23 protein-coding genes are annotated in these 26,432 nt (G+C 43.8%); 7 read left to right on the top strand and 16 right to left on the bottom strand.

What is annotated here, in order from left to right; all coding sequences use genetic code 11:
* Positions 1–64: 64 nt before the first annotated feature.
* Positions 65–1,387, bottom strand: a complete 1,323-nt coding sequence (locus tag J7649_RS01285; RefSeq protein ID WP_004645563.1) for an NCS2 family permease — start codon at positions 1,385–1,387, stop codon at positions 65–67.
* A 1,209-nt stretch (positions 1,388–2,596) separates the two neighbouring features.
* Positions 2,597–3,379 carry a peroxide stress protein YaaA gene (gene yaaA / locus J7649_RS01280; protein ID WP_219308984.1) on the bottom strand — a complete coding sequence of 261 codons (783 nt, stop codon included), beginning with the start codon at positions 3,377–3,379 and terminating at the stop codon, positions 2,597–2,599.
* A 123-nt stretch (positions 3,380–3,502) separates the two neighbouring features.
* Here yaaA and J7649_RS01275 point away from each other — a divergent pair, with 123 nt between their 5' ends.
* Entirely contained in the window at positions 3,503–4,135 is a 633-nt protein-coding gene (locus tag J7649_RS01275) for an alpha/beta hydrolase (RefSeq protein ID WP_004645565.1), read from the top strand.
* 32 nt (positions 4,136–4,167) lie between these two features.
* On the opposite strand, the gene J7649_RS01270 is transcribed toward J7649_RS01275, so the two are convergent.
* The 5 genes from J7649_RS01270 to pheA form a co-directional block, all read right to left on the bottom strand.
* A complete protein-coding gene (locus tag J7649_RS01270; protein ID WP_004278982.1) occupies positions 4,168–4,710 on the bottom strand; it encodes a GNAT family N-acetyltransferase in 543 nt (180 codons plus the stop codon).
* Positions 4,698–5,060: a hypothetical protein gene (locus J7649_RS01265; protein ID WP_004278984.1), complete on the bottom strand. Its 363-nt coding sequence runs from the start codon at positions 5,058–5,060 to the stop codon at positions 4,698–4,700. Before J7649_RS01265 ends, J7649_RS01270 begins: the two co-directional genes overlap by 13 nt.
* 99 nt (positions 5,061–5,159) lie before the next feature.
* The gene (locus J7649_RS01260; protein WP_219308982.1) at positions 5,160–7,406 is read right to left on the bottom strand and encodes a bifunctional prephenate dehydrogenase/3-phosphoshikimate 1-carboxyvinyltransferase; all 2,247 of its coding nucleotides are present in this window, start codon (positions 7,404–7,406) and stop codon (positions 5,160–5,162) included.
* A 3-nt stretch (positions 7,407–7,409) separates the two neighbouring features.
* Entirely contained in the window at positions 7,410–8,501 is a 1,092-nt protein-coding gene (gene hisC / locus J7649_RS01255) for a histidinol-phosphate transaminase (RefSeq protein ID WP_004645569.1), read from the bottom strand.
* Positions 8,502–8,567: 66 nt separating this feature from the next.
* Entirely contained in the window at positions 8,568–9,677 is a 1,110-nt protein-coding gene (gene pheA / locus J7649_RS01250) for a prephenate dehydratase (RefSeq protein ID WP_004278987.1), read from the bottom strand.
* A gap of 488 nt (positions 9,678–10,165) precedes the next feature.
* Between pheA and J7649_RS01245 the strand changes: the two genes are divergently transcribed.
* Positions 10,166–10,684 carry a DJ-1/PfpI family protein gene (locus tag J7649_RS01245; RefSeq protein WP_219308979.1) on the top strand — a complete coding sequence of 173 codons (519 nt, stop codon included), beginning with the start codon at positions 10,166–10,168 and terminating at the stop codon, positions 10,682–10,684.
* An 85-nt stretch (positions 10,685–10,769) separates the two neighbouring features.
* Here the strand turns inward: J7649_RS01245 and J7649_RS01240 are convergent, their stop codons facing one another.
* Both J7649_RS01240 and J7649_RS01235 read right to left on the bottom strand, forming a co-directional pair.
* Complete coding sequence (locus J7649_RS01240; RefSeq protein WP_114541957.1) at positions 10,770–11,912, bottom strand: acyl-CoA dehydrogenase family protein; 1,143 nt, start codon at positions 11,910–11,912, stop codon at positions 10,770–10,772.
* A 159-nt stretch (positions 11,913–12,071) separates the two neighbouring features.
* Entirely contained in the window at positions 12,072–13,415 is a 1,344-nt protein-coding gene (locus tag J7649_RS01235) for a dicarboxylate/amino acid:cation symporter (RefSeq protein ID WP_004731608.1), read from the bottom strand.
* A 409-nt stretch (positions 13,416–13,824) separates the two neighbouring features.
* Here J7649_RS01235 and J7649_RS01230 point away from each other — a divergent pair, with 409 nt between their 5' ends.
* Positions 13,825–14,826: a glycosyl transferase family protein gene (locus J7649_RS01230; RefSeq protein WP_005106493.1), complete on the top strand. Its 1,002-nt coding sequence runs from the start codon at positions 13,825–13,827 to the stop codon at positions 14,824–14,826.
* An 82-nt stretch (positions 14,827–14,908) separates the two neighbouring features.
* Here the strand turns inward: J7649_RS01230 and J7649_RS01225 are convergent, their stop codons facing one another.
* Complete coding sequence (locus J7649_RS01225) at positions 14,909–15,181, bottom strand: YeaC family protein (RefSeq protein ID WP_114541946.1); 273 nt, start codon at positions 15,179–15,181, stop codon at positions 14,909–14,911.
* Positions 15,182–15,184: 3 nt separating this feature from the next.
* On the bottom strand, positions 15,185–16,123 hold the full coding sequence (locus tag J7649_RS01220; protein ID WP_004645573.1) for an NAD(+) kinase: 939 nt from the start codon (positions 16,121–16,123) through the stop codon (positions 15,185–15,187).
* A gap of 191 nt (positions 16,124–16,314) precedes the next feature.
* Here J7649_RS01220 and mrcB point away from each other — a divergent pair, with 191 nt between their 5' ends.
* A complete protein-coding gene (mrcB, locus tag J7649_RS01215) occupies positions 16,315–18,705 on the top strand; it encodes a penicillin-binding protein 1B (protein WP_219308977.1) in 2,391 nt (796 codons plus the stop codon).
* Positions 18,706–18,719: 14 nt separating this feature from the next.
* A complete protein-coding gene (locus J7649_RS01210) occupies positions 18,720–19,265 on the top strand; it encodes a hypothetical protein (protein WP_044113031.1) in 546 nt (181 codons plus the stop codon).
* Between the two features lie 58 nt (positions 19,266–19,323).
* On the opposite strand, the gene J7649_RS01205 is transcribed toward J7649_RS01210, so the two are convergent.
* Positions 19,324–20,223: an NUDIX domain-containing protein gene (locus tag J7649_RS01205; RefSeq protein ID WP_219308975.1), complete on the bottom strand. Its 900-nt coding sequence runs from the start codon at positions 20,221–20,223 to the stop codon at positions 19,324–19,326.
* Positions 20,224–20,361: 138 nt separating this feature from the next.
* On the opposite strand from J7649_RS01205, the gene hemP reads away from it, so the two are divergent.
* Positions 20,362–20,532: a hemin uptake protein HemP gene (hemP, locus tag J7649_RS01200; protein WP_004645578.1), complete on the top strand. Its 171-nt coding sequence runs from the start codon at positions 20,362–20,364 to the stop codon at positions 20,530–20,532.
* Between the two features lie 87 nt (positions 20,533–20,619).
* Here hemP and J7649_RS01195 read toward each other — a convergent pair whose 3' ends face one another.
* From J7649_RS01195 to tfpB, 4 genes are all read right to left on the bottom strand, one after another.
* Positions 20,620–21,942 carry a sensor histidine kinase gene (locus J7649_RS01195; RefSeq protein ID WP_219308973.1) on the bottom strand — a complete coding sequence of 441 codons (1,323 nt, stop codon included), beginning with the start codon at positions 21,940–21,942 and terminating at the stop codon, positions 20,620–20,622.
* Between the two features lie 4 nt (positions 21,943–21,946).
* A complete protein-coding gene (locus J7649_RS01190; protein WP_219308971.1) occupies positions 21,947–22,612 on the bottom strand; it encodes a response regulator transcription factor in 666 nt (221 codons plus the stop codon).
* A 135-nt stretch (positions 22,613–22,747) separates the two neighbouring features.
* The gene (locus J7649_RS01185; RefSeq protein ID WP_004645581.1) at positions 22,748–23,113 is read right to left on the bottom strand and encodes a NirD/YgiW/YdeI family stress tolerance protein; all 366 of its coding nucleotides are present in this window, start codon (positions 23,111–23,113) and stop codon (positions 22,748–22,750) included.
* 93 nt (positions 23,114–23,206) lie between these two features.
* A complete protein-coding gene (gene tfpB / locus J7649_RS01180) occupies positions 23,207–24,964 on the bottom strand; it encodes a type IV pilus assembly ATPase TfpB (protein WP_219308969.1) in 1,758 nt (585 codons plus the stop codon).
* Positions 24,965–25,173: 209 nt separating this feature from the next.
* On the opposite strand from tfpB, the gene J7649_RS01175 reads away from it, so the two are divergent.
* The gene (locus J7649_RS01175; protein ID WP_219308968.1) at positions 25,174–26,427 is read left to right on the top strand and encodes an MgtC/SapB family protein; all 1,254 of its coding nucleotides are present in this window, start codon (positions 25,174–25,176) and stop codon (positions 26,425–26,427) included.
* Positions 26,428–26,432 lie beyond the last annotated feature (5 nt).

The following is a 26,432-nucleotide window of genomic DNA, read 5'->3' as shown; positions in this document are numbered from 1 at the left end:
TGAAACCTAAAATAATAAAAAAAGGGTGCAAACTGAGTTTACACCCTTTCCAAATCTAGAAAAATTAGCCGCCAAATAGTGCGAATTTAAGCGTCCATAGTACTGCAATAATCCAGACCATATACGGTACAGTTGATGCCTTACCGGTTAACAATTTGATCAGTGCATAGCTGATGAAGCCCATCGCAATACCATCAGCAATGGAATAGGTAAATGGCATAAATACAATGGTTAAAAATGCAGGAACTGCTTCTGTAATATCTTCCCAGTCAATATGCACGATACCTTGAATCATTAAGACACCGACAAATAACAGCGCTGGTGCTGTTGCAAAGCTTGGTACAGACTGTGCCAATGGTGCAAGGAACAAACAGGCAACAAACAGGATACCGACTACAACAGCAGTTAGACCTGTACGGCCACCGGCTGCTACGCCCGCAGAAGATTCAATGTATGGCGTAGTTGAAGATGTACCCAGCGCTGCACCTGCAACAATTGCAGAAGAGTCCGCAAAAAGTGCTTTTTTCAAACGCGGCAGTTTGCCATCTTTCAACAAGCCTGCACGGTGTGAAACACCAACCAGCGTACCGGTTGAGTCGAATAAATCGACCAGGAAGAAGACAAAAATCACGCCAATTAAACTGGCAGTGAACAGACCTTCAAAGCTCATTTGCATAAATGTTGGTGCAATCGATGGCACTGCGCCAACCACACCTTTAAATTCACTCAGACCCAATGCTGCTGAAATACCGGTTAACACCAAAATACTGATGATGATCGCACCACGCACTTTAAAGTGATGCATCACAACAACCAGAAGGAAACCAAATAATGCAAGCAAAACCGATGGTTGTTTTAAATCGCCCAAACCTACCAACGTAGCAGGATTATCCACAATCAGGCCGGCATTTTTCAAAGCAATCAGCGCAAGGAATAAGCCAATACCACCACCGATGGCCAGTTTCAGCGACATTGGAATCGCATTTACAATGGCTTCACGGATTTTGAACATGCTGATCGCAATAAACACAAGACCGGAGATAAACACAGCCCCAAGTGCTGTTTGCCAAGGCACACCCATTCCCAAACATACGGAATAGGTAAAAAAGGCATTCAAGCCCATGCCTGGTGCAAGTGCAATTGGATAATTTGCAATCAAGCCCATGACTAAACAGCCAATCGCGGCTGCAAGACAGGTTGCTACAAAGACAGCCCCATGATCCATCCCCGTTTCGGACAAAATCATCGGATTGACAATAATGATGTAACACATCGTTAAGAATGTAGTTACACCGGCAAGAACTTCTGTACGGAAACTGGTTTTGTTTTCACTCAGTTTAAACAGACGTTCAAGCATACTTTCTGAAGATGGATTAGGAGTCGTCATGACCTAGCCCCTATTGAGTAAACTTTATGCTTTAAGCAAGCCGTCAAATAAATGAAATTTTATAAAAAAAATTCATCAATTTTAAGGATGTGTTAGCAACGAATATGCCAGCATAGCCATTTGACGGGTTAAAATGTTGGAACAGCTTACAGCCCCAGGGCTATGCTATAAAAACCCAAAAAAAAATCTAAACAAAAAAGCTGCATAACCTTTATGCAGCTTTATTTTCTTGATTTAAACCAAATGCTTAACAAGATGAATTCTGCTTCATCCTGATCGTTGGCAAATTATAACACATTGATTTCTTATTGCTTCTTAGATTTTACACTTTATTAGAAATTAATATATCTTAAATGAATACTTTAAATTTTTATTATATTTATTATTGATTTAATTTTATCATTTTAGCCCAATCAACGAAAGAAGATTGTCTAGCCTGCTTAATGTCGATGCCGATTGGATTCCAGCAATTTGCTTGAATCACGTCCATCGTTCAAGACATGACGGATCTTTTCATATTTTCTGATTTCGGACTGTTTATGGACACAAAATCCTAATAAACTGATCATTAAGGCAAAAACAGGGATAGCATATATTTTCATTTTTATTATGCTGCTTTGTAACACTATGCAATTATGCTAACAAAAAACCTAACAAACTTGTGACATAGTTTACATTTAACCCGATAGAAGGCATTTATTTATCCTCTAAATATTAATTTTATGTCGTTTTATTTATTAATACTTAATTAATTTATAATTCTTTTTTCAAAAAATCGATCCTATTAAAAATCCTTTTAAAAAAAAACTAAATAATTGAATTTAATATATTTTTTAAACCACCTAAAAGAAGTTTATTCAAAATTAAGATATGGAGATAAATGAAATCTAACCTATTCAATAGAAATTATTTCGATTTATTTTATCGGCCTTTTCCAAGAATGCTCAACTTTAATTTTTAGAATAAAATGATCTAAATAAGGGAGATTTTGCTAGGGATTTCAAGATGTTTAGCGATATTTTTTATTTTTAATTACCTTGAAGCTCTACCTGATATTCAAGAATTACAGATTTTATAGTTGTCATGATGCTGTCTATTATTCCCTACTCACATCACATGCATGTACATAGTTCAAGAACCTAACCATAATAACGACATCCCAATATCCGGCATATATATCCTCATGCTGAATACTGGGAATCATCTCATTTATGCACTCAGTTGTTCATCACGTTTGAACACCAGTTCTCCCTTAAGTGAACTGTCTGCATCGAAATAATAGCCATCGCTATTAAAAGCTTTCAACTCTTCGACACAATCAATTTTATTTTCAATCATAAAACGCGCCATGAGACCGCGTGCTTTTTTGGCATAGAAACTAATCACTTTATATTTGCCATTTTTCTGATCCAGAAATACCGGCTTGATAATGTCTGCCTGAATTTTGCGCTCGTTGACTGATTTGTAATATTCATCAGAAGCAATATTCACCAGAATTTCAGAATTTGCTGCGGTTAAATCCTGATTAATCAGATCAGTAATGTGATGAGCCCAGAACTCATATAGATTATGCCCACAGGAATTGGCTAACTTGGTTCCCATTTCCAGACGGTACGGCATCATTAGATCCAAAGGACGTAACAGTCCATATAATCCAGACAACATACGTAAACGGTCTTGTGCATAGTGCAGATCTTCGTGCTTCAAACTATAGGCATCCAGTCCGGTATAGACATCACCCTTAAATGCAAAAATCGCCTGACGGGCATTGGCTAAATTAAAATCCGGTTGCCAGTCATTAAAACGTGCGGTATTTAAAGTGGCAATTTTTTCACTAACACTCATTAAGCTGGAAATTTCTGTTGCAGAAAGTGTGCGACAAACGTTGATCAAGTCCTGTGAATGTTCTAATAATCTCGCTTGAGTAAATTGGTCAGTCGGTAATGGAGTATCGTAATCGAGAGTTTTGGCTGGAGAAATTAAAGCGAGCATGGCAACCTGGTCAAAAAATGATTAATCAAACTATATCAGTCTGCTTATTTTAATTCCAATTCATGTTTTTATTCACCATAATCGTTAAAATGCACGATTCTCCTGTTAATCATCGGTTTTTATATGCCCGAGCAAATTTTTCTTCAAGGGCCTGCGGGTCAGATTGAAGTTTTTGTGGATTATCCTCAGGGTGAAGTGAAAGGATTCGCGGTAGTTTGTCACCCCCATCCATTGCAAGGCGGTACACCACAACATAAGGTTCCGGTTTTACTGGCACAAATGTATCTGGAACGTGGCTGTATTGTGTATCGTCCAAGTTTCCGTGGTTCTGGTCAAAGTGAAGGTATACACGACGAGGGCTTCGGTGAAACGGATGATGTATTAGAAGTCATTCGGTTCGCTCGCAACCAGCATATTGCCCTGCCTTTTTATGCAGGCGGTTTTAGTTTTGGTGCGCATGTCATGGCAAAAAGCTATGCAGCCTTACCGGTAGAATTGCAACCAAAGCAAACCATTTTATGTGGTCTGCCGACTGCAACAGTGGCTGGTATTCGCCATTATGTGACGCCCGCCATTAAAGGCGACATTCTGTTCATTCATGGTGAAGCCGATGAGGTGACTTTGCTCTCAGATATGATTGAATGGGCAAAGCCACAACGCCATTTAGTGACCGTATTACCTGGTGCCAACCACTTCTTTACCGGCTATTTAAAGCAATTGCGGATCGCAATGACCCGGTACTTAGCGCTTGGCTAAATAAAAAAACCCATCAAATGATGGGTTTTTTATTAAAAGACAAAATCTTCTGCAAAAATTTCATACATCACAGCCCGATATTTAGGCTTATCGATGTAGCGGATAATTTTTCCGCCCAAGCGTTCTGCAATTTTACGGCTAGCCCAGTTTTCTTCTGCTACCGGGTAGCTTAAAACTTGAATCCCTAATGTATTGAAAGCATAAGCCACAACACAATGCACTACCTCATGTCCATAATGATGACCATGTGCAGTTTCACGAATCCAAATACCGACTTCAGGTATTTCATCATGAAGTCGATGCAAACCACATAGCCCAATAAATTCTTGTGTTTCAATATGACGGATCACAAATACATATTCTTTATAATCAGTCATATTTTCCAGCCAATTTTGCCAGACTGTTGCAAATCCCTGTTCAGATTGTGGTGGGTCCCACGCCATAAAACGTGTCAAACTCGGCGTAATTGAAGCATAAGTTTCTTTGGCATCGGCTGATTTAAAACAATTCAGGATCAAGCGTTTACTTTGCAGTGTAGGCAAAGCTGATTGAGTCTGTTGAATTAGCTCTTCCATTCAAACTCGCTAAAGCGTTCCTGCTCTTTTAGAGAGGTTTCCACTGCCTGTGCAAGCTGATTAAGCAAACTTCTTTCGGTGATACGATCCAGCCAGTCCTGTTCTTCTTCAGGATATGAGGCAATCTCACAGACCAGATGCCCTTGTTCATCTCTGGTTTCGCAACTCACTGATAAAGGCAGCGCATGTTCTTCTACGCTGACGGCAACCTGAGCACCACTTTGGCTTAAGGTCTGAAAACCGTATTTACCTAATTTTTCGGCAAGTAAATGTGCTACATATTCCTGGGTTTCTTGACCATCCCGTGGTGTTTGGCTCTGGGTATTGGCCATGAATTTTAATTTTCGCATCGCTACTTCCAAATGGCTTTTTTCTTATATGGGTTTAGCATAAGCAATATAAACAAAACAGCCAAGCAAAAGCTTGGCTGTTTCACATAATTTTAAAAATTATTCTGATACTTGAATTGGCAGTCCTGCGATTGAGGTCAATTCTGTGAAGGTCGGGAAACTGGTTGCGACCGTTTCGGTTCCGACAATCTTGATCTGCTCCGAATTACGCAAACCGGCAATCGAAAAACTCATCGCGATACGGTGATCGTGATGCGATTCAATTTCACCACCCGTAAAGATTGGCAACCAGTCACCGGACTTACCCTTACCTTCAATGATGATGCCATCTTCAGTTGGGGTACAGTCGATGCCCATGGTTTGAAGACCATCTGCCATGACCTGAATACGATCCGATTCTTTCACGCGAAGCTCGGCAGCGCCGGTCAAAATCGTCTGACCTTCAGCACATGCAGCTGCAATGAATAACACCGGGAATTCATCAATCGCCAATGGCACCTGATCTTCCGGCATATGAATACCTTTGAGCGTACGCGTACCACGGATACGAATATCGGCAATCGGTTCACCGCCCGCAATACGCTCGTTTTCAACTGTAATGTCCGCACCCATTTGCTTGAGGATTTCGATCACACCCGTACGAGTCGGGTTAATGCCTACCGCTTCAAGGGTGACGTCCGAATTTTCAGTAATCACGGCACCCACCATAAAGAAGGCTGCTGAAGAAATGTCTGAAGGCACCTGAATATTGGTTCCGACCAGCTTACCGCCACCTTGCAGGGAAATTCGGTTGCCTTCAGTTTTTACTTCATAACCAAATGCACGCAGCATACGTTCAGTATGATCGCGGGTTGGTTCAGGTTCAGTCACCGAAGTTTCACCTTCCGCCCACAGGCCTGCAAGTAGAATCCCTGATTTCACCTGAGCAGAGGCCATCGGCAAATCGTACTGAATCCCTTTAAGGTTTTGGTTACCCGTGATGGATACAGGTGGTGTACCGCGTTCACCCGTGGTCTGAATTTGCGCGCCCATTTCACGTAAAGGCTTGGCAATACGCTCCATTGGACGTTTGGATAAAGATGCGTCGCCAGTCATGACTGAATCAAATTTTTGCGCTGCCAGCATACCGGACAACAAACGCATTGAAGTGCCCGAGTTACCCATATAAATGGCAGACTGTGGCGCTTTAAGGCCATGCATGCCGACACCATGAATGGTCACTTCGCCATTTTTAGGGCCTTCGATACTGACACCCATATCACGGAAAGCTTGCAGTGTCGCTAAAGCATCTTCACCCTCCAGAAAGCCGGTCACATGCGTGGTGCCTTCAGCAATCGCACCAAACATGATCGAGCGATGCGACACAGATTTGTCACCTGGCACGGTAAATTTACCCTGAAATTTCTTGGCACCCGGCTGAATGGTAAATTGTTGTGTCACTTTATTTTTCTCCATGAAAGGTTTCTTGGCGAGCATATGGTTGAAATGCTGGCGAGCTGCCTGCGCATGACCCAATAAGCCCATCAATGCGTGGGAATCTTCATCTTCAATCAATTTGCGAATAATCGCGAGCTGCTGTTCAAAGCCATCAACAGCATTCAGAACTGCTTTTTTGTTGGCAAAAAAGATGTCATGCCACATTTGTGGATCGCTAGCGGCAATTCGCGAGAAATCCCGGAAGCCACCGGCAGCATAACGAAATATATCTAAATTGTCTTCACGCTTGGCCAATTGCTCAACCAAGTTGAATGCCATGAGATGCGGAAGATGACTGGTATGCGCCAGCACTTCATCGTGCTTGTCGACATCCATACAAATCACTTCGGCTTTCGCCGCTTGCCACAGCTGAATCAGTTTATCGACGGCCCAGTCTGCACTGCTTGGCAGTGGCGTCAAGATCACCTTGTGATTGGCAAATAAATCAACTTTACCTGCATGCACCCCGGTATGCTCGGCACCTGCAATCGGATGGCCCGGTACAAAACCTTCAGGCAGTTCATCGCCAAAAACCGCTTTCGCTGCATCGACCACATTACCTTTGGTACTACCCACATCAGTAATAATGGTATTGGCAGATAAATAAGGCTTGATAGCTTCCAGCACCTTTTGCGTGGCACGTACCGGCAATGCCAGTACCACCAGATCAGCGCCTTTGACCGCCTCTACAGGATCGGCATAGCCTTCGGAAATCAGGCCAAGAGATTTAGCATCTTCCAAAGTCTTTTGTGAACGTGTCGATGCAACAATGTCATTGGCCAAATGCTCGGCTCGAATGACACGCGCCAGACTTGAACCAATCAGTCCAAGCCCGATAAATGCAACTTTTTCAAACAGTGGCTGCGACATGGTTTAAGCTTTTGCCTCTAAACCGAGTACTTTAGCCAATGCGCTCAAGAATTTCGCATTTTCTGCTTCAGTACCAATCGATACCCGAATGTGATTAGAAATACCGACCGGACGCACAATCACCCCTTGCTTGAGCAGACCATTGAAGGTTGCTGATGGGTCTGCCTGTACATCTACCAAGATAAAGTTGGCACGTGAAGGCACATAGTTAAGACCCAAAGCCTTAAAACCAGCTTCAAGTTGCGCCATACCGGCTTTATTCACTTCACGAGAACGCGCGATAAAATCTTCATCTTTCAGTGCAGCCACCGCAGCCACCATCGCAAGATGGTTGACATTAAATGGCTGACGAATACGATTGAGATAATCCGTCACTTCTACTGAAGCCAGAGCAAAACCAACACGTAGTGCAGCCAAACCATAGCACTTCGACAAAGTACGGCTAACGATCAGGTTTGGATATTGCGCGAGGAATTTCAAGCTGTTGAAGTTTTCCGGGAAATATTCCACATAGGCTTCATCCAGAACCACGATGACATTGGCAGGAACTTTTTGCATGAACGCTTCAAATTCAGCTTCTTCAAACCAGGTTCCTGTTGGATTATTCGGGTTTGCAATGAAGACGAGTTTGGTATTGTCCTGAATGGCAGCCGCCATTGCTTCCAAGTCATGCGAAAAGCCTTTAGCTGGTACTTCAATCGCTTGCGCATTAATGGCTTGAGTTACCAATGCATAAACCGCAAAAGCATGCTGGCTATACACCACCGAATCATTTTCTGAAACGAATGCACGGGCAAACATTTCCAGTAAGTCGTTTGAACCATTCCCCAAGGTAATCTGATCATGATTAAAACCAAACTGGGTTTTGATCTGATCTTTCAGGATAAAACCACCACCATCTGGATAACGGCCAATTTCAGCAATTTCCGCAGCGACCGCTTCTTTGACTTTATCTGAACAACCCAGCGGATTTTCATTTGAAGCCAGTTTGACGATATCGGTAAGACCCAACTCGCGCTCAAGTTCACTGATCGGTTTACCCGGTTGATATGGCTTTAATTTTGAGATGCCTGAATTGGCTGGAACAAACGACATTTTAGACTTCCAATTTTAGGTATAAAACAGTGGTCAGCACCCTCGCCCTGACCACGTATAGCTGACTTAAAGTACAGCTGCAGGATATGAACCGAGCACGCGAACTTCTTTAACCAAAGGACGAATTTCTTCAATGGCTGCTTTCACGTGTTCCTGCTCAATATGGCCTTCAAGATCAATGAAGAACACATAAGCCCATTTTTCAGGAAGTGCAGGCCGGGTTTCAATACTGGTCAGGCTGATATTGTGCTTGGCAAACGGCGCCAGAATTTCCAGCAAAGCTCCGGCACGATCATGCGCTGAGATTAGTAATGAAGTCTTGTCATTACCACTTTGCGGCACTTTTTCACGACCAATCACCAGGAAGCGTGTGGTATTTTCCGGATTGTCCTCGATATTGCTATGCATGATTTCGAGGTCATAGATACTCGCGGCAATTTCAGAAGCAATTGCAGCAGAATGCCATTCATTACGAATACGGCGTGCTGCTTCCGCATTGGAACTTAAAGCGACACGTTCCACACCTGGATAATGAGCATCCAGCCACTTACGGCATTGAGCCAAAGTCTGCTGATGCGCATAAATCTGTTTGATGCTGTCTTTACGGGTATTTTCAGAAATCAGGAACTGATGGTGAATCGGTAATTCAACTTCGCCAATCACATTCAGGTTCGATGTTTTAAAACAGTCCAAAGTATGGTTGACCACGCCTTCAGAGGAATTTTCTACCGGCACCAGACCATAATGGGCACTGCCTGCTTCCACGTCACGGAAAACTTCATCAATGGTCGGTAAAGGACGAACCACAGCATCATGACCAAAATGCTTGAGTACCGCAGAATGGGTATAAGTCCCGACTGGTCCAAGGAAAGCAATGCTTTGCGGAGCTTCGAGTGCCAGACAGGCCGACATGATTTCACGGAACAGACGTGCCATGGTGGTATCAGACAATGGCCCTTCATTACGTTCCATGACATTACGCAAAACCTGAGCTTCACGTTCTGGACGGTAAAACAGCGGATTCTCTTCTGAGGCAAATTTTGCTTTTGCCACAGCTTCAGCCAAACGTGCCCGACGGTTAATCAATTGCTGAATTTGCTGATCAACAGAATCGATATCTTCACGAATTTTTACCAAATCAAGAGAAGTCGTGGTGTTTTGATCGTCGTTGATCATTGTTCTGTCGCCCTTCATAAACCTTATCTGTTCAGTATAACAATAGTGAGCTTTCAAAGGTTACGCAATATGACATTGGTAGATTAAGTCTTAAAAACATACAGTTGATTTTAACCGTTTATCGCTTTTAGTCATATCTGGTAACATTTACTTCAGCTTTTCTGCTTGATTTACATTATTAAATTGTAAACTTTGCCTGTCCATATTAACTGATTTTAAGGAAGATGAAATATCACTATTTCTTAATCTATATAGCGGTTTTAAGCATAAGAAAATTAAAATAATTGCTTCGCAAACGTCATTTTTGAACCATTCATATCTAAGATAGATTTCACAATAAAATGCACACTCTGCAATCCCATTTTTATCGACTTCTCTTTGATTTCACTTATTTTTTTACATTAAATCACTACTCAATTACAAAGCAGAGACGATTTTTTAACCAATCATAGATAGTCTAACTTAAAACAAGCGTTTGGGTGTCAGTCATGCCAAAAAGAATAGCTGTACTTTTGACGAATAATTTTGAAGATCAGGAATATCTTGAACCCGTTGCAGCCTTGCTGGAAGCAAAGCATAGCATCTGTAATATTGAGTTTAATGCAGGAAAAGTGGTCTATGGTCTGCATGGCTGTTCTGCAGTGACGATTGACCGGGACATCGAACAAATCAGTATTGATGATTTTGATGCCTTGCTGATTCCTGGCGGTGAATCTGCAGTTTCTTTATCTACCGATATGCGGGTGCTGCAATTTATCCAGGCTTTTAATCAAGCCAAGAAAACCATCTTTAGTTTATGTGATGCATCATTATTACTGTGTGAAGGAGATGTGCTGAAAAATCGAATTATTACCAGTATTCGCGCGCATGCCAGTCGCGTACAACGTGCCGGTGGAACGTATTATGATGCAGAACTGGTGAATGACAATAATCAGTTGATTTCATCGCGTCTACCCAATGATTTACCCATTTTTATTCATGAATGTTTGGATGTCTTAAAATCATAAAGTCTTAAAAAATATTTCCCATCTTGGCTATGTTCTCCCCCTATAAAAAAGAGTCCTTCGGGACTCTTTTTTTATGAGTGAGCTATTAACGTCCTAACAGACCACGTGCCACTATCTCTTTCATGATTTCATTAGTACCACCATAAATCCGCTGAATCCGCGCATCAACGAAGAAACGTGAAATTGGATATTCAGTCATATAGCCATAACCCCCAAATAATTGCAGGAGATTGTCCGCGATTTTCATCTGCATATCGGTAGAAAAGCTCTTCAATGCCGCTGCAGTTTCTACATCCAGCTTCCCTTGCATATAAAGCTCAAGATTCTGGTTATAAAATGCTGCAGTTGCCAATTCATCAATTTTCGCTTGCGCCAACACAAAACGAGTATTCTGGAATTGACCGATCGCCTGACCAAAAGCCTGACGCTCTTTCACATATTGTGTGGTCACATCGATCGAGCCACGAATGGCGCCTAGAGCGGTGGCAGCGATGGCGGTACGCTCACGTGGCAATTCCTGCATCAGGTAAGCAAATCCCTGTCCCGGCTGACCCAGTAATTGGTCCTTTGGCACTTTAACATTGTCGAAGAACAGTTCAGACGTATCCTGAGCATGCAGACCAATCTTGTCCAGATTAGTGCCTTTTTTAAAGCCTTCCAGATGGGTATCGACCAGCAGCAATGAAACGCCTTTAGCTCGGGCTTGAGGATCGGTTTTGACCGCAAGCACCACCAAGTCAGCATGCTGACCATTGGAAATGAAGGTTTTTGAGCCATTTAACAAATAATATTCATCCTGCAAGATGGCACTAGTACGCATGGCTTGCAAATCTGAACCTGCACCTGGCTCGGTCATGCCAATCGCACCGACCACTTCACCGGTGACCATTTTTGGTAACCAGTATTTTTTCTGTTCTTCAGTACCAATATGCAGGATATACGGTGCTGCAATATCGGAATGACAAGACAGACCTGTGGCAATGGCACTGTATCCGGCACGTGCAGATTCTTCGATCAGCATCAAGGAATAATCGGTCGGCACCCCATAGCCACCATATTCTTCTGGAACATCGACACACAAGAAGCCATTTTCACCGAGTGCATTCCAGACTGAACGCGGCATCAGACCTTCACGTTCCCACTGGTCGTAGTACGGTGCGACATGTTCGTTCATAAAGCGTTTAAAATTATCGCGGAATAATTCTAGATCGGCATCGTAGGCAAGCATTCTATTGTCCTTGTTGTTTATCATTTTAGTTTCCTTTTCACAGACTATCGACTTTCCTGCTCCCTGTCATGTGCCGGCATTCATCTTTTTACTAACTTCACAGTCAATAAAAAAGGGAAGCCGAAGCTTCCCTTTTAGACATGAAAGACAGACTCAAAATTAGTGAGCGTTATTGCCTTCTTGTGCCATTTTTTCGTCAATTTCTGCAGGATTTGCTAAAGCATAGTTCAGCTTGTCCATATCTAACTGGCCCACCCATTTCGCAACCACTAAAGTCGCCAAAGAGTTACCGACCAGATTGGTCAAGGCACGAGCTTCAGACATGAAACGATCGATACCGAGAATCAATGCCAGACCTGCAACAGGAATATTCCCTACAGCAGCCAAAGTTGCCGCCATCACAATAAAGCCTGAACCAGTCACGCCTGCCGCACCCTTAGATGAGATCAGAAGTACCAGAAGCAGGGTAATTTGATGAGACAAGTCGAGTTGCGTATTGGTTGCTTGCGCAATAAAGATTGCAGCCATCGTCAAGTAAATCGACGTACCATCCAGGTTAAATGAATAACCAGTTGGAATCACCAGACCTACCACCGACTTCTCTGCACCGGCAAGTTCCAGTTTCTTCAACATACGTGGCAGTACTGATTCTGAAGATGACGTCCCTAGTACAATCAGAAGTTCTTCGCGAATCAGGCGGATCATCTTCATGATGCTGAACCCTGCGAAACGCGCAATTGAGCCCAATACGATGAAAATAAACAGTACGCAGGTAACATAGAAACAAATGATCAACTGTGCCAGCTGAGCAAGAGAACCAATACCATATTTACCAATTGTAAACGCCATTGCACCAAATGCACCAATTGGAGCAAGTTTCATCACCATGTTCACGATGTTGAAAAACACATGTGAAATCTGGTCGATGAGTTTCAGGACTGGCTTGCCTTGATCACCTAGCTTATGCAGTGCAAAACCAAAGATGATCGCAAACAATAGAACTTGCAGGATTTCGCCTTCTGCAAATGCGCCCACAACCGTATTTGGAATGATGTTCATCAGGAAGTCGATAGTCGATTGTGACTCACCTGAAGCGACATATTTACTGATGCCAGTGGTATCCAGTGAAGCAGGATCAACGTTCATGCCCACACCAGGCTTGACGATGTTAATCACGACCAGACCGATGACCAAAGCAATCGTGGATACGATCTCGAAGTAAAGTAAAGCCACACCACCAGTTTTACCGACTGATTTCATGCTTTCCATACCTGCAATACCGCTGACCACGGTACAGAAAATCACAGGTGCGATAATCATTTTAATCAGACGGATAAATGCATCACCAAGCGGTTTAAGCTGTTCGCCCAAGCCAGGGACATGCTGTTCTACGCCATTGATAATTTGCGTACCACTAGGCGAAAAATGCCCGACCAGAATACCTGCGATAATGGCCACAATCACTTGAAAATACAGTGACTTATAAATTGGTTGTTTCGCCATAATAAATCTACTTGAACGATATCAAAAATAAGAAAGACCATTTTGAGAAATATACTGACCTCTTTATCCCTTCTCAGGATGAACCGGATCAAGTCTCAAAAGGCTCAAGAGAATGTTCAAAAATGATAATCAGCCATGCATTGAATCTGACACTCAAGTATCAGACCAAAGTATTAAATGGGAAAAAGAGATTAAGAAAAATTAAACAGACTCTAAAAATTGCCTAAATTTTACCGAATATTCAGACTAAATGTGCATAACTTATTATGCGCTTGTTTATGTTTTAACCAGAATAGATTAGACATTAGTCGATAATCAGATTTAACTGATTGTTTTACGTATACTGAAATGTTTATGGATTTTCACCCTCTCCCTTGACATTAATATTTTCTGCAAGCTGTAAAAAGTTATGAATACCAAAAGAAATATTTATAAAGATTTCGAACATCCCTTTGCCCAATATGTACGCATTGTGGGTAAAGGGAAAAATGGCGCCCGCTCTCTCTGCTATGATGAAGCCTATCAAGCCTTCAGTATGATTTTGAAAAATGAAGTGCTGGATGTGCAGTTAGGTGCATTCTTGATGTTATTGCGGGTCAAGGAAGAATCTGTAGATGAGTTGGCCGGTTTTGTACAGGCGACACGTGACCAGCTGAGTTTCAAAAAACTGGATGTCGATCTGGACTGGTCTTCATATGCGGGCAAGCGCAAGCATTATCCATGGTTTATTCTGGCAGCCCTGACACTGGCCAAGCATGGTTATAATATTGTGATGCATGGTGCCTCGGGCCATACCATGAACCGCGTTTACACCGAACAGGTGCTGACTTACTTAGGCTATCCAATCTGTCAAAATGATGCCGAGGTTGAACAGCAACTTCTACAACAGCATTTTGCTTACATACCGTTAGAAGTAATTTCTCCGATTCTTGCAGACTTGATTGCGCTGCGTAATGTCATGGGCTTACGCTCCCCAATTCATACCCTGGCGCGTCTGATCAATCCCTTTAATGCCAAAGCGACCCTGCAAGCCATTTTCCATCCAGCATATCGTGGTTCGCATCAGCAAGCAGCTTTCCGCTTGGGCTATAAAAATAGTGCCGTGATTAAAGGTGAAGGGGGCGAATTCGAGCGTAATCCGGATGCCAAAACGCTCATCTGTGGCATTAAAGATGGCCTGCTCTATGAGCATGAATTGCCAAAGCTCACTGACAACCGCAGTCCAATTGAAGAAGAACTGGATCTGGCGCTATTTAAGGCTGTCTGGGACGGTCAGCAAAGCCATGATTATGGCGAGATTGCAGTGATAGAAACTATGGGCATTGCGCTATATACCATGGGCGTGTGTGACAGCTTTGAAGCTGCGATGCAAAAAGCCAAAATCTTATGGGCGAATCGCCACACGGTTTAATCTTGTGCAAAAGAAAAAAGCATTGTTCAGTGAATGAACAATGCTTTTTTTAACTGTATTGCTATTGGCTGGGAATTAAGCCTTAAACAAAACGAATCGGCTTGAATTCAGGTTCATTATTGTGATGATCATCATCACACTCTTCACCCTCTTCTTTAGTACCGCGATCGATATAACCGCTGCGCTCATTTTCAGGCAGGTTTTTCATTTCCCAGGCATACACTGCCTGCATACAGGTCTGACGTTGTTCTGGTGTCAAGGCTACACCGTTTGGCCACTTTCCAATTTCGACTGCTGTTCTTAGGCGTTCAACAATCTCAGGATTGAGTACGGCAAGCATTTGTTCAATATTCATGATTTAATCCTGCTTAAAATAATCAAAGTCCTGATTCCACCCCAGTTTGGTTCGACAGGCATTATAAAAGTCATAACCCGGTGGATGCAGAAGATTCAGTTTAAAGGGATGCTTGCGAATATGGACGCTATCACCCACATTCAAAGACACACTGTGTTGTCCATCCGCACTAACCATCGGCAGTACGCGATTTTCACGAATCAGTAATTTAATTTCACTATGTCCACCGACCACAATCGGGCGTGAAGACAAGGTATGCGGATGCATCGGTACCAAGGCAATCGCATCCATACTTGGATGTACAATCGGGCCACCACCAGAAAGCGCATAAGCCGTAGAACCAGTCGGCGTAGAGACTATCAGGCCATCGCTGTGCTGACGATAGACATATTGTCCATCAATATTCAGTTCAAAATCGATCATATGTACCGATTTCCCTGAATGTAGCACCACATCATTTAGAGCAATGGCATCGTAAATCACTTCACCTTTGGAGCGAATTTCGACTTCGAGTAAAAAGCGTCGCTCAGTCTGAAAGTCACCCTTTAATACCTGATCCAGCTTGAATATCACTTCAGTCGGCTTGATATCCGTTAAAAAACCCAGACGACCACGGTTAACCCCGATCACCGGGGTATTGTACTTGACCAAGGCGCGTGCTGCATGTAATAGCGAGCCGTCACCGCCCACGACAATCACCAGATCCACTACCTCACCCAATAAGGCACGACTGACGGTTTGGGTATTTTGATAGGGAACAAGTTCAGCTGTCGCTGCATCAAAAACTGGGTGTAGGCCTAAATTGAGAAGATGATCGTGAATAAGGCATAAGGTTTCAACCACCGACGATTTATCAGGACGTCCTATTAACCCGATATTTCGAAAGGTCTTATGGGAAATTTGCACCAGTGTCGTCGCTCCGCTACGAATCCTGCTTATCATAACATTAAGCTATACCTGGATGACAATTTATAACAGTGCTTCATAGGTAGGAAATTATTTGAAATATATTCGAATTAAGGAGAAATTGTGGGGTTTCATTTTAATTTTAAGCGCATTTCTTGATTAAATATTGCAAAATAATGAAAAGCTTCGCATGATTAGCACAATTTCACAGGATCTTATAAGTATTTATGAAATCTGAACGTGGCATGGGGTTTCTTGCCTTAATTTTTTCTATTATTGTCATTTCTATCTTTGTAGCATTTAGTATCTATTTGATTAGATTAGACAATATTGTACGCGACAAGTTTGAAGGTCAGCGCTGGGATATTCCGGCCAAGGTCTTCGCACGTCCGATGGAAGTGTACGTGAATGCCCCAGTCAGCCTGCAGGATTTCCAACAAGAATTAAAATTACTCGGTTATAAAAATTCGGATAGTTATACTAAATCAGGCAACTTTGTCACCACGGGTAATACCCTGTATGTGCATACACGCGGCTTTGATTTTGGTGACCGGGTTGAACCGGAACAAATATTGAAAGTCAGTTTCAGCGGTGAACAGATTGCAGAAGTCAGCGCAACCAAACCGTCTTCAAGCGGGATTGCGCGTTTAGAACCTTTATTAATTGGTGGGATTTATCCGCAGCATAACGAAGACCGTGTGCTGATCAAGCTAAATAAAGTGCCTAAGCCCTTGATCGAAGCGCTGATCGCGACCGAAGACCGTAAGTTCTATGAGCATCATGGGGTTTCACCGCGTGGTATTGCACGTGCCGTAGTCAGCAATATTACCGGTGGTAAACGTCAAGGTGGCTCAACCTTGACCCAGCAGCTGGTCAAAAATTTCTATTTAACCCCGGAGCGCACCTTAAAACGTAAAGTAAATGAAGCCTTTATGGCGATGCTGATTGAATTGCATTATGACAAGAATGAAATTCTGGAAGCTTATTTAAATGAGGTGAATCTGGGCCAGAATGGTAACTATTCTATTAATGGTTATGGTCTGGCATCGCAGTTTTATTTTGGCCTGCCACTGCGTGAACTGAATATTTCCCAGCAAGCATTTTTGGTGGGTTTAGTCCAAGGCCCGAGTCTATACAATCCATGGCGCAATCCTGAAAGTGCAAAAAAACGTCGTGATATTGTCCTGAATAATATGTTGGTGATGGGCTATCTGACTCAGGAACAATATGAAAAAGAAACTGCACGTCCATTAAATGTCATTTCAAAACCGACTTTAGGCCCTGCCCGCTTCCCGGATTTTCTGGATATTGTACGTCGTCAATTACGCACAGATTATCAGGAAACCGATCTGACCAATCAGGGTCTGCGAATTTTCACTACTTTAGATCCTCTGGCCCAAACCAGAATTCAGGACAGCTTTAAAGAGACGGTGGCGCGTTTAAGCAAATCCAATCCGGGTCGCCTGAAAGATTTACAGGGTGCGGTATTGGTATCGCATCCGGAAAATGGTGAGCTGGTGGCCGCAGTAGGTTCTACTCAAGATTTTACCGGCTTTAACCGTGCAGTCGATGCCAAGCGTCAAGTCGGTTCCCTGCTAAAACCGGTGATCTACCTGAGTGCCCTGGAATCGAACCGTTATCACTGGGCAAGCCCAATTGAAGACAGTGAAATCAGCATCAAGAGTGATGGCAAAACCTGGACGCCGAAAAACTATAGTGGTCGCGGACATGGTATCATTCCAATGTCACAAGCCTTATCGCAATCTTATAACCTGTCCACTGTGCGTTTAGCACAAGAATTTGGTCTGTCCAACTTTATTAATCATCTGAAAAAATTTGGTGTGACCTCAGATATTCCATCTTATCCATCGATTTACTTGGGTGCGGTAGATATGTCCCCGATGGAAGTGATGAATATTTACGGCAACTTTGCTACAGGCGGCTTTAAATACCCAACCAAAGCCATCCGCTCTGTGGTGGATGCCAACGGCCGCTCTCTGGATCGTTATAGCCTGAGTGTACAACCGACCATTGATCCAGCTTCTGCTTATGCCCTGAATTATGGCTTACAACAGGTCATGTCGAATGGTACAGGTCGTGCAGCCTATAACAGCTTACCACGCAGTCTGAATCTTGCTGGTAAGTCAGGTACTACGAATGACAGCCGTGACTCATGGTTTGCCGGATACTCAGGTAATTATATGACCGTGGTTTGGCTCGGTCTGGATGACAACAAAGTCACTGGCTTAACCGGTTCTTCAGGTGCCCTGCCCGTTTGGACCAATGTCATGAAACAGTTGCGCCAGAAACCGGTGAATCTGCCACAGCCGAATGAAATCGAATGGCATTGGCTGGATCGTTATACTGGTTTATTGTCTGCACAAGGCTGTGAAGGCGCCATGTATATCCCGATTTCGCGTCATGCCCTGCCAAATCAGGCGACTGCCTGCGGCATCTCGCATTATGCGACGGAACCTTATGATATTGATTCAGAACCTGCGCCATCTGATGCTGAACAGGATGATATGAGTCGCTACATACAAGAAAGTGAAACAGAAATAGAACGCGATCTTGAGAGCGAAACCCGTATTATCGCCAGTGGAAGTTATAGCCATTAATTGAGTCTATGTTTATGTTAAGAAAAATCCTCCCTGGTTTGCTCATCCTCAGTCTGGTGGGCTGCCAAAGTATATCTGAGCCAGAAAAGCCAGTTACCCCTGCCAAGCCTGCGGTGGAAAAACCTAAGGCAAAAACGCCAGATGGCGTAGTGATTACGCCTTATGACCGTCCTGACATCAAACGTCAGAAAATTGTCATTCCTGAACAGAAGCCGAAAAGCCAAAAGTTTGATGATGGCCGTAATCTGCCGGCTTTCAAGAGTCTGATGCAGCAAACCCAGCAGGCCTATACCAAGCAGCAGTTCGCTCAAGCTGAAGCGTCTGCAACTCAGGCACAGCGACTGGCCCCTCAGGCACCGGAAACCTATTTATACTTGGGTATGATTGCTAACCGTAAAAATCAGCCAGCAAGCGCCGATGCTTTTGCCTTACGTGGCCTGAGTTATGCACAATCTAGTGCCATGAAAAAGCAGCTTTGGCAAGTGCGCCTTAAATCTGCTCAGTTGCGGAAAAATGCCAAAGCGATTCAGCAAGCCCAACAGGCACTCAAAAAACTTTAAGATAATTTTCCATAGAAACTGACTTACTAATAGAAAGTTTATTTTATAAATAAAGTGTTTAAATATAGCGGATGCCGGCAATGCCATAAGCGTGCTGGCTTTTTGCATACTCAAGCTCATCAGCCTTCATTCCACCCAAAGCAAAAACCGGAATCTGTACCTGCTCTGCCATTTGCTTGAATTGCTCCCAGCCTAGCGCAGGCGTGTCCGGATGCGTTGCGGTCGCCAGTACCGGACTCAGCAAGGCTGCTTCACAACCGATCTGTTCTGCATGCATTAAAGCACTCAGGTCATGACAGGCTGCCAGATAACGATAGCCAGATTTCAATTCACCTTGTTTCAAGTCCATCAATTGAGTCTGTTTTAGATGAATCGTATGAATCGTCTGCTGCTGCAATTCATTCAGTTGTGACCAAAGCTGCTGATTAATAATTAACTTGGAGAGTTGATCTACCGGATACTGCTGTAATTGCATGATCCGTTCAGGGGTTGCTTCCACGCGCCAATACAACATTTGATCTGTATCTAGACTTGATAAGATATCCAGATCTTCAGCAATCTTGATGCGCTGCGGCCATTGCAGCTTTTGAATCATGGACTGATTGGCTTTCGGAAAATTCAACTGGCCAAGTTCTTCCCGGCTGTACCAGCGCCAAGGCTGTTTGATTTCAGCCAGTTGCGCAGGCTGTACTGAAGCATGGAAAATATGCAAATTGACGATGAGATCTTCATATTCATGGGAGATAAAATCAGAAGCATGCCAGCGTTCGATATCAACGCCCACCTCTTCAATCACTTCGCGGCGACAGGTTTCGACTAGCAACTCACCCTGTTCAACTTTTCCGCCTGGAAATTCATATTTATTGCCCTGATGCTGCTTGGCCTCACGCCAGCCGACGAGAACCTGATTTTGATAAAATAAAAGCGCAATTGCGACATGAATCGTAGCTTTAGTCATGATGTACAGAACCGTTAAAGTTTTACAGATTGTAAGCAAATTAGAGTTTTTTATAAATTGCTCAATATTTCGTTGACAGATATATTCGATAATGATTATCATTTAAATCAATCCAAAACACACCACGGAGTCGACGGAATGAACGCCCCATTTAGCCTATTTACCCGTAACAATGATACTCACCATGCCTTGCCAATGCTGCACTCCAACAATCTTTTTGCACTGGGTCGTGAAATCCGGATCATGCATGCCGGCGAAGAATACCGCTTGCGTCTGACCCGCAATAACCGTCTTATTCTGACCAAATAATTAAATCAGTTCTAATAATAACAAACGTGGGAAGCAGCAGTATGAATCAGCGCATACTGCTTTTTAATCTTCTGATCATGAGATTTGCTATTCAAGCTTAAAACTCAATAACACTTTAAGTCCGCCCAGATCCGACGGCGCATAGTCAATTTTAGCTGCATGCAGTGCCATAATTTTCTGGCAAATGGACAGACCTAGACCTGAACCCTGAGTTCGCGTACCCAAAGCCCGATAAAAACGTTCACCTAAACGTTCCAGCACATCATCAGTAATCCCCTCTCCTGAGTTTTCAATCAATAGTTGTATCTGATGCTGCTCAACAACCGTTCGGATCTCGACCTGTCCCTGCGGCGGCGTATACCGAATAGCATTGTCGACCAGATTGCGAATACAACTAAAAATCAGCTCTGGATTCGCTTCGATCACAGCATCCTCAAGGTTTAGATTCCAATGAATGTCTTTTTCTTCTGCAAAAGGCTGCAATGCCTGCAAAGCCTCCTGAACCAGATTTTTAAGATTAATCGTTTGCGTTGGTAATTGCCCTGCGCGCTCCGGATCGAGTCGTGCCAGCAAGAGTAAATTCTCCAGCACCTGCGTACCGCGGTTGACATCATTTTGAATCAACTGTAATGCCTGAGGGAGCTGTGCATCATCTTGATATTTGCGTTTTAAAACCTGTAGACGCATTTGAATCGCAGACAGTGGCGAACGCAGCTCATGTGAAGCATCTGCAGTAAAACGCTGTTCAGCAGCCAGTGATTTCTCCAGCCGGCCGAGCATGGCATTCAGCTGACGAATGATCGGTTGCAGTTCAGTGATTTCAGGGTCAGGTGTTTTAATAGGACTCAGATCCTGAGCAGTCTTGGAACCAATGGCACGCGAAATCTTGTTTAATGGCCGTAACTGGCGTTTGACCGAGACCCTTAGAATCAGCCATTGCACTAGCCATAAAGTGAATAAGATCCCGGCAAAGCCCAAAGTAGTTTGCCAGAGTTCATCGAAACGTACTGAAAGTGGCTGTACGATTTTGACCTGAAGGTCGTCATCTTCCGCAGTCAGTATCCGGATAAAATGACCATTTTTATAAGCAAACTGAAAGCCGTTGTTCTGTGCTTTTGGAATGGTATTAATTAATTCATCATCAATCGAAGTAGTCAGTACCTGCTGGCCCAGCAACAAGGCATACTGGATATCAAACTGTTCACTGAGTTCATCCACCTGGGCGTCTTTGGCCTGGGTCACATCGCCAAGCAGTAACTCAGAAATCTGCTCCATTAATTCATCATGCAGCTGACTGGCTTGATAACTGGAAATTCCCAATAACAGCAGCCAGGCCAATATTCCAGCCAATATCGAACTGAACAGCGCATGTTTGATCAGTTTAGTTTGCAAGGAAATAGCAGCTGACATAGGTTTATACCTCAGCCTTATGCATGCGATAGCCCAGACCGCGAATGGTCTTAATCATCTGGCTGCCAATTTTTTTACGCAGCTGATAGATAAACACTTCAATCGCATTACTTTCAATTTCATCGCCCCAGGCATACAGCGATTCTTCCAGCTGTTCACGGGTGACAATATGTTCAGGCTGCTGCATCAACTTATATAGAATCTGAAATTCCTTCGCAGTCAGATTCATAGCTTGACCTTCTTTAGTCAGGGTTTTGGCTTGAGTGTCCAGACTGAGATCCTGCCAGTGCAGGATATGATTCGGTATTTTCTGCTTCTGTCTGAGTTGGGCACGAACTCGGGCCGAAAGTTCTTCCAGACTAAAAGGTTTGACCAGATAATCATTCGCGCCTAAATCCAACCCCTCGACGCGGTCATCAATACTGTCTTTAGCTGTAATAAAAATCACTGGCGTATCTTGCTGTTGGCTGCGCAAACTTTTCAGAATCTCGTCTCCAGTGGCATTCGGCAGGCCACGATCCAGCAGAATGCAGTCATATTGATGCTGCTCAATCGCCAGGATCACATGATCACCGCGCTCTACCCGATCAATCACATAACCATCCATTTCCAGCCAGGTCTGGATACTGTCTGCCTGAGACTGATCATCTTCTGCCAAAAGAATACGCATATTCTGCTCCGTTTGCTTCCTTGTTCTATCTTGCCCTGAAAAAGCAGCAGACTCAAAAAAACCACATGCTTTTTGGTAACTTGCATGTGGTTTTTTGTTGCTATGTTCAAACTGATTTCAGCAAATCAGGCGATATTAGAAGCGAACCTGATCAACCTCAATTTCAACACGTTTTGCCGGTTTATAATCAATGTCGATTTCACCTGTGATGATTACCGGTGTTTTGGCTGAAATCGGTTTGCCTTGCCAAAGTTCGTCATCAATCTCAACCGTAATGGTGCCTGTACTGTCGCGGAACTGGTATTTTTCATCACCGACTGCTTTCACGACATAACCTTTAAGCTGAACTTTGCTGTCATCTTTCATGGCCAGTGCCTGTTTGACTGTAGTCGATTTAGCAAAAGCGGCCTGATTTACAGCAGTGTCACTGCTTGCTATCGTAGCCGTCGCGATAGAACCCATCAATGCAGCTGCCAAAACCGTATTTATCATCATTTTCATCGCAATTACCTCTTTAAAGTCTTGCCTTGTTTCGATGATGCTATTAAAACAGCCGAAGATGAATTGAACCTTAAGATTACTTCATTTTCAAAATTAATTTAAGGGTACGACTCTCAGGACTTCTTCAAGCGTAGTGACACCTTCCAGAATCTTGCGCGCCCCGGCAATTCTGAGCGGCTCTACCCCTTCTTTTTTCGCCTGCTGACGCAGCTGGTTCAGATTAGCATCGGCACCAATCAGCTGTTTAGTGGTCAAACTCAGTGGCATAAACTCATAAATCCCAATACGGCCTTTATAGCCGGTATGCCGGCATTCTTCGCAGCCCACCGCCTTAAAGACAAATTCCGGTCGCGGCAAAGGATAATCGGCTGCCAGATGCTGCCATTCCTGTTCATTCAGGAAGCTTTCCTGCTTGCAATGTGGGCAGAGTTTACGCACCAGACGTTGAGCCAGAACACCCAAGATGGTTGCTGCTGTCAAAAATGGCTGTACGCCCAGATCATGCAGACGGGTCAGACTCGACGGCGCATCATTGGTATGTAAAGTTGAGAGAACCAGATGACCAGTCAATGCTGCCTGAATCGCCATATTGGCAGTATCCTGATCACGAATTTCCCCGACCATGATAATGTCCGGGTCCTGACGCATCAATGCACGCACGCCGTCAGCAAAACCAAGATCGATACCATTATTGACCTGCATCTGGTTAAAGCTAGGTTCCAGCATCTCGATCGGGTCTTCAATGGTACAGACGTTGACCTGTTCAGTCGCCAGCTGTTTCAAGGTTGAATAAAGCGTAGTAGTTTTACCGGAACCAGTCGGACCGGTCACCAGAATAATGCCGTGACTGTGACTGGTCAGATTGTTCCAGTCATTGAGCAGATGACCTTCAAAACCGAGTTGCTGGAAGCTTCTCACCAGCACTTCCGGATCGAAAATACGCATCACCAGTTTTTCACCGAATGCCGTTGGCAAGGTCGACAAACGCAATTCGGTTTCCTGTCCTTTTGGTGTACGGGTTTTCAGGCGGCCATCCTGTGGTTTACGTTTTTCCGCGACGTTCATCCGGCCCAGAATCTTGATCCGGGAAATGACGGCGGTCAATGTATTGGCGGGCATGTTGTAAATCGTATGCAGTACGCCATCAATCCGGAAACGAATCTTACCCGTATCTTTACGCGGTTCCATGTGAATATCACTGGCGCCCTGCTCAAAGGCAAATTGCAACACCCAGTCTACCAGTTTGACAATATGCTGGTCATTGGCATCCGGATTCTGTGAGTCACCCAGCTGTAGCAAGGCTTCGACGCCCTTATTTTCCCGGTCATAGGCGGAAGATTTTTGTGAACCACTGACTGCACGACTGACCTGATAATATTCAGTAATATAACGTTGTAATTGTTCTGGATTCAGTAATACCCGTTGTATTTTTTTTGGTGCAATATTCTGCTCGAGATTCGATATCCATTCAGTTTTATAAGGCTGATCTGTAGCAATCAGAACTTTGTCTGCCTGAATTTCTACCGCCAGAATACGGTTGCGCAGTGAATATTCCTGCGACATGACATGGGTCAATGCCTGTACATCAGCTTTGAGCGGATCAATGATATAGAACATCAATCCGGTTTTTTCTGCCAGCCACTGACATAAACGGTTCAGGGTCAGCGTTGTTTGAGGATGGGACTGATCGACCAGATTAAAATTGGCAATCCACTTTAAAGGGTGCCATTTTAATTGTTCACGTTGCCGATGAGTGGTTTGTACCAGCATCCGGTCGCGTTCACTGATCTTACCGTCTTTAAAGAGTTGGTCTAGACACCATGCCGTATCCATTTCAAAGTCAAATTTCATTATTATCAGTCCCCAAACTTGCCTCCACTATAACAAGTTTTTGCAGTTTTTCGCATGCTCTCGACCTATCGAATGTACGTTTCTATTTCAATCTCAAAAAGAAAGTAAAGAATGGATTTGATCACTACTGCAACATTTTTGATCTATGCAAACCTGATCTCATCACATATATTTTTAAATAATCAACTCTTAGCTTGCTGAGGTCACAGATGGATTTGACTGCGGTTCCCCTGCATGCGCATTCTTTTCATGAACTGCTCACGATACTCACCTCGGCATTGGGCTGCGGCCTATTGATTGGTCTGGAGCGGGAACGGCATAAACAACGTGAGCAGCAACCGAGTTTTGCCGGCTTACGTTCCTTTGCGATCTGTGCTTTATTGGGCGCACTGTGTTTCCTGTTTGGAATCGTGATTGCTGTAATAGGTGCTTTGATCGTGGGTGGTATGGTCATTTTATCCATAAAAAATCAGCCAGATGACCCGGGCATTACCACAGAGCTTGCATTTGTGATGACCTATTTTATTGGCGCCATGTGTTTGTGGAATATTCCTCTGGCAGCCGGTCTTTCTGTGCTCTTAACCGGTATTTTGATGGCCAAACATACCATGCACAACATTGCCGGAAAATGGATTAAAGAAGCCGAGTTCAGGGATGGACTATTATTACTGGCCTTGATTTTGATTTGTCTGCCGCTTACTCCTGATCGCGCTTTTTGGGGCGAAGTGCTTAACCCTTATCTTATTTTAAAATTACTGACCTTAATTTTAGTGGTACAAGCTTTGGCGCATATTGCTAAACGCTTTTTTTCGACTAAAAATGCCCTAATGCTGTCCTCCATTGCTTCTGGTTTTGTTTCCAGTACGGCGACCATCGCTCAGTTGGGCTTACAGGTCCGTAAAGGTGAAATGGATGCACGATCGAATGCCGGCGCCGCGCTGATGTCCTGTATCTCGACCATTGTTTTGCTATTGATTGTGGTTGGGGGTGTATCGTGGAGCTGGCTTAAAATCCTGCTCTTGCCCTCTTTAGTTGCCGTAATCCTTCTGGCAGCCTGTGCATTTTTCTTATTGCGCAAGGCAAAACCTGCTCCGAGCATGGAATCATCAGACAGCCAGATGTTTAGCTTAAAAGAAGCTGTGATTATTGCAGTCACATTAACATTGATTCAGGCTGGAGTTTACGGACTGGAGGTCTGGCTCGGGGATGCCGGCTTACTGGCCGGGACCTTACTCGCCTCTCTGTTCGAGATTCATGCCGCGATGGCCAGTGTCGTCGTTCAAGGTGATCCCTCCAATCTACGTTTGATTTATGCCCTGCTTTTAGGTCTGGGTGCTCATGCCCTGGCCAAGTCAGCCAATGCCGCTTTGACCGGTGGCTGGAAGTTTGTCCTTTATTTTGCGCCTGTGCAGATTTTACATATGGCAGTGTTAATTGCAATTTTGTGGTGGATGGTCTTTTAATTATT

The sequence above is a fragment of the Acinetobacter lwoffii genome, from assembly GCF_019343495.1.
Taxonomy (GTDB): domain Bacteria; phylum Pseudomonadota; class Gammaproteobacteria; order Pseudomonadales; family Moraxellaceae; genus Acinetobacter; species Acinetobacter lwoffii_P.
This window is presented reverse-complemented; position numbering and strand designations above follow the sequence as displayed.

Coding starts and splice junctions, on each gene's coding strand:
- J7649_RS01285 (WP_004645563.1), bottom strand. CDS start 1,387: ATGACGACTCCTAATCCATCTTCAGAAAGTATGCTTGAACGTCTGTTT.
- yaaA (WP_219308984.1), bottom strand. CDS start 3,379: ATGCTCGCTTTAATTTCTCCAGCCAAAACTCTCGATTACGATACTCCA.
- J7649_RS01275 (WP_004645565.1), top strand. CDS start 3,503: ATGCCCGAGCAAATTTTTCTTCAAGGGCCTGCGGGTCAGATTGAAGTT.
- J7649_RS01270 (WP_004278982.1), bottom strand. CDS start 4,710: ATGGAAGAGCTAATTCAACAGACTCAATCAGCTTTGCCTACACTGCAA.
- J7649_RS01265 (WP_004278984.1), bottom strand. CDS start 5,060: ATGCGAAAATTAAAATTCATGGCCAATACCCAGAGCCAAACACCACGG.
- J7649_RS01260 (WP_219308982.1), bottom strand. CDS start 7,406: ATGTCGCAGCCACTGTTTGAAAAAGTTGCATTTATCGGGCTTGGACTG.
- hisC (WP_004645569.1), bottom strand. CDS start 8,501: ATGTCGTTTGTTCCAGCCAATTCAGGCATCTCAAAATTAAAGCCATAT.
- pheA (WP_004278987.1), bottom strand. CDS start 9,677: ATGATCAACGACGATCAAAACACCACGACTTCTCTTGATTTGGTAAAA.
- J7649_RS01245 (WP_219308979.1), top strand. CDS start 10,166: ATGCCAAAAAGAATAGCTGTACTTTTGACGAATAATTTTGAAGATCAG.
- J7649_RS01240 (WP_114541957.1), bottom strand. CDS start 11,912: ATGCTTGCCTACGATGCCGATCTAGAATTATTCCGCGATAATTTTAAA.
- J7649_RS01235 (WP_004731608.1), bottom strand. CDS start 13,415: ATGGCGAAACAACCAATTTATAAGTCACTGTATTTTCAAGTGATTGTG.
- J7649_RS01230 (WP_005106493.1), top strand. CDS start 13,825: ATGAATACCAAAAGAAATATTTATAAAGATTTCGAACATCCCTTTGCC.
- J7649_RS01225 (WP_114541946.1), bottom strand. CDS start 15,181: ATGAATATTGAACAAATGCTTGCCGTACTCAATCCTGAGATTGTTGAA.
- J7649_RS01220 (WP_004645573.1), bottom strand. CDS start 16,123: ATGATAAGCAGGATTCGTAGCGGAGCGACGACACTGGTGCAAATTTCC.
- mrcB (WP_219308977.1), top strand. CDS start 16,315: ATGAAATCTGAACGTGGCATGGGGTTTCTTGCCTTAATTTTTTCTATT.
- J7649_RS01210 (WP_044113031.1), top strand. CDS start 18,720: ATGTTAAGAAAAATCCTCCCTGGTTTGCTCATCCTCAGTCTGGTGGGC.
- J7649_RS01205 (WP_219308975.1), bottom strand. CDS start 20,223: ATGACTAAAGCTACGATTCATGTCGCAATTGCGCTTTTATTTTATCAA.
- hemP (WP_004645578.1), top strand. CDS start 20,362: ATGAACGCCCCATTTAGCCTATTTACCCGTAACAATGATACTCACCAT.
- J7649_RS01195 (WP_219308973.1), bottom strand. CDS start 21,942: ATGTCAGCTGCTATTTCCTTGCAAACTAAACTGATCAAACATGCGCTG.
- J7649_RS01190 (WP_219308971.1), bottom strand. CDS start 22,612: ATGCGTATTCTTTTGGCAGAAGATGATCAGTCTCAGGCAGACAGTATC.
- J7649_RS01185 (WP_004645581.1), bottom strand. CDS start 23,113: ATGAAAATGATGATAAATACGGTTTTGGCAGCTGCATTGATGGGTTCT.
- tfpB (WP_219308969.1), bottom strand. CDS start 24,964: ATGAAATTTGACTTTGAAATGGATACGGCATGGTGTCTAGACCAACTC.
- J7649_RS01175 (WP_219308968.1), top strand. CDS start 25,174: ATGGATTTGACTGCGGTTCCCCTGCATGCGCATTCTTTTCATGAACTG.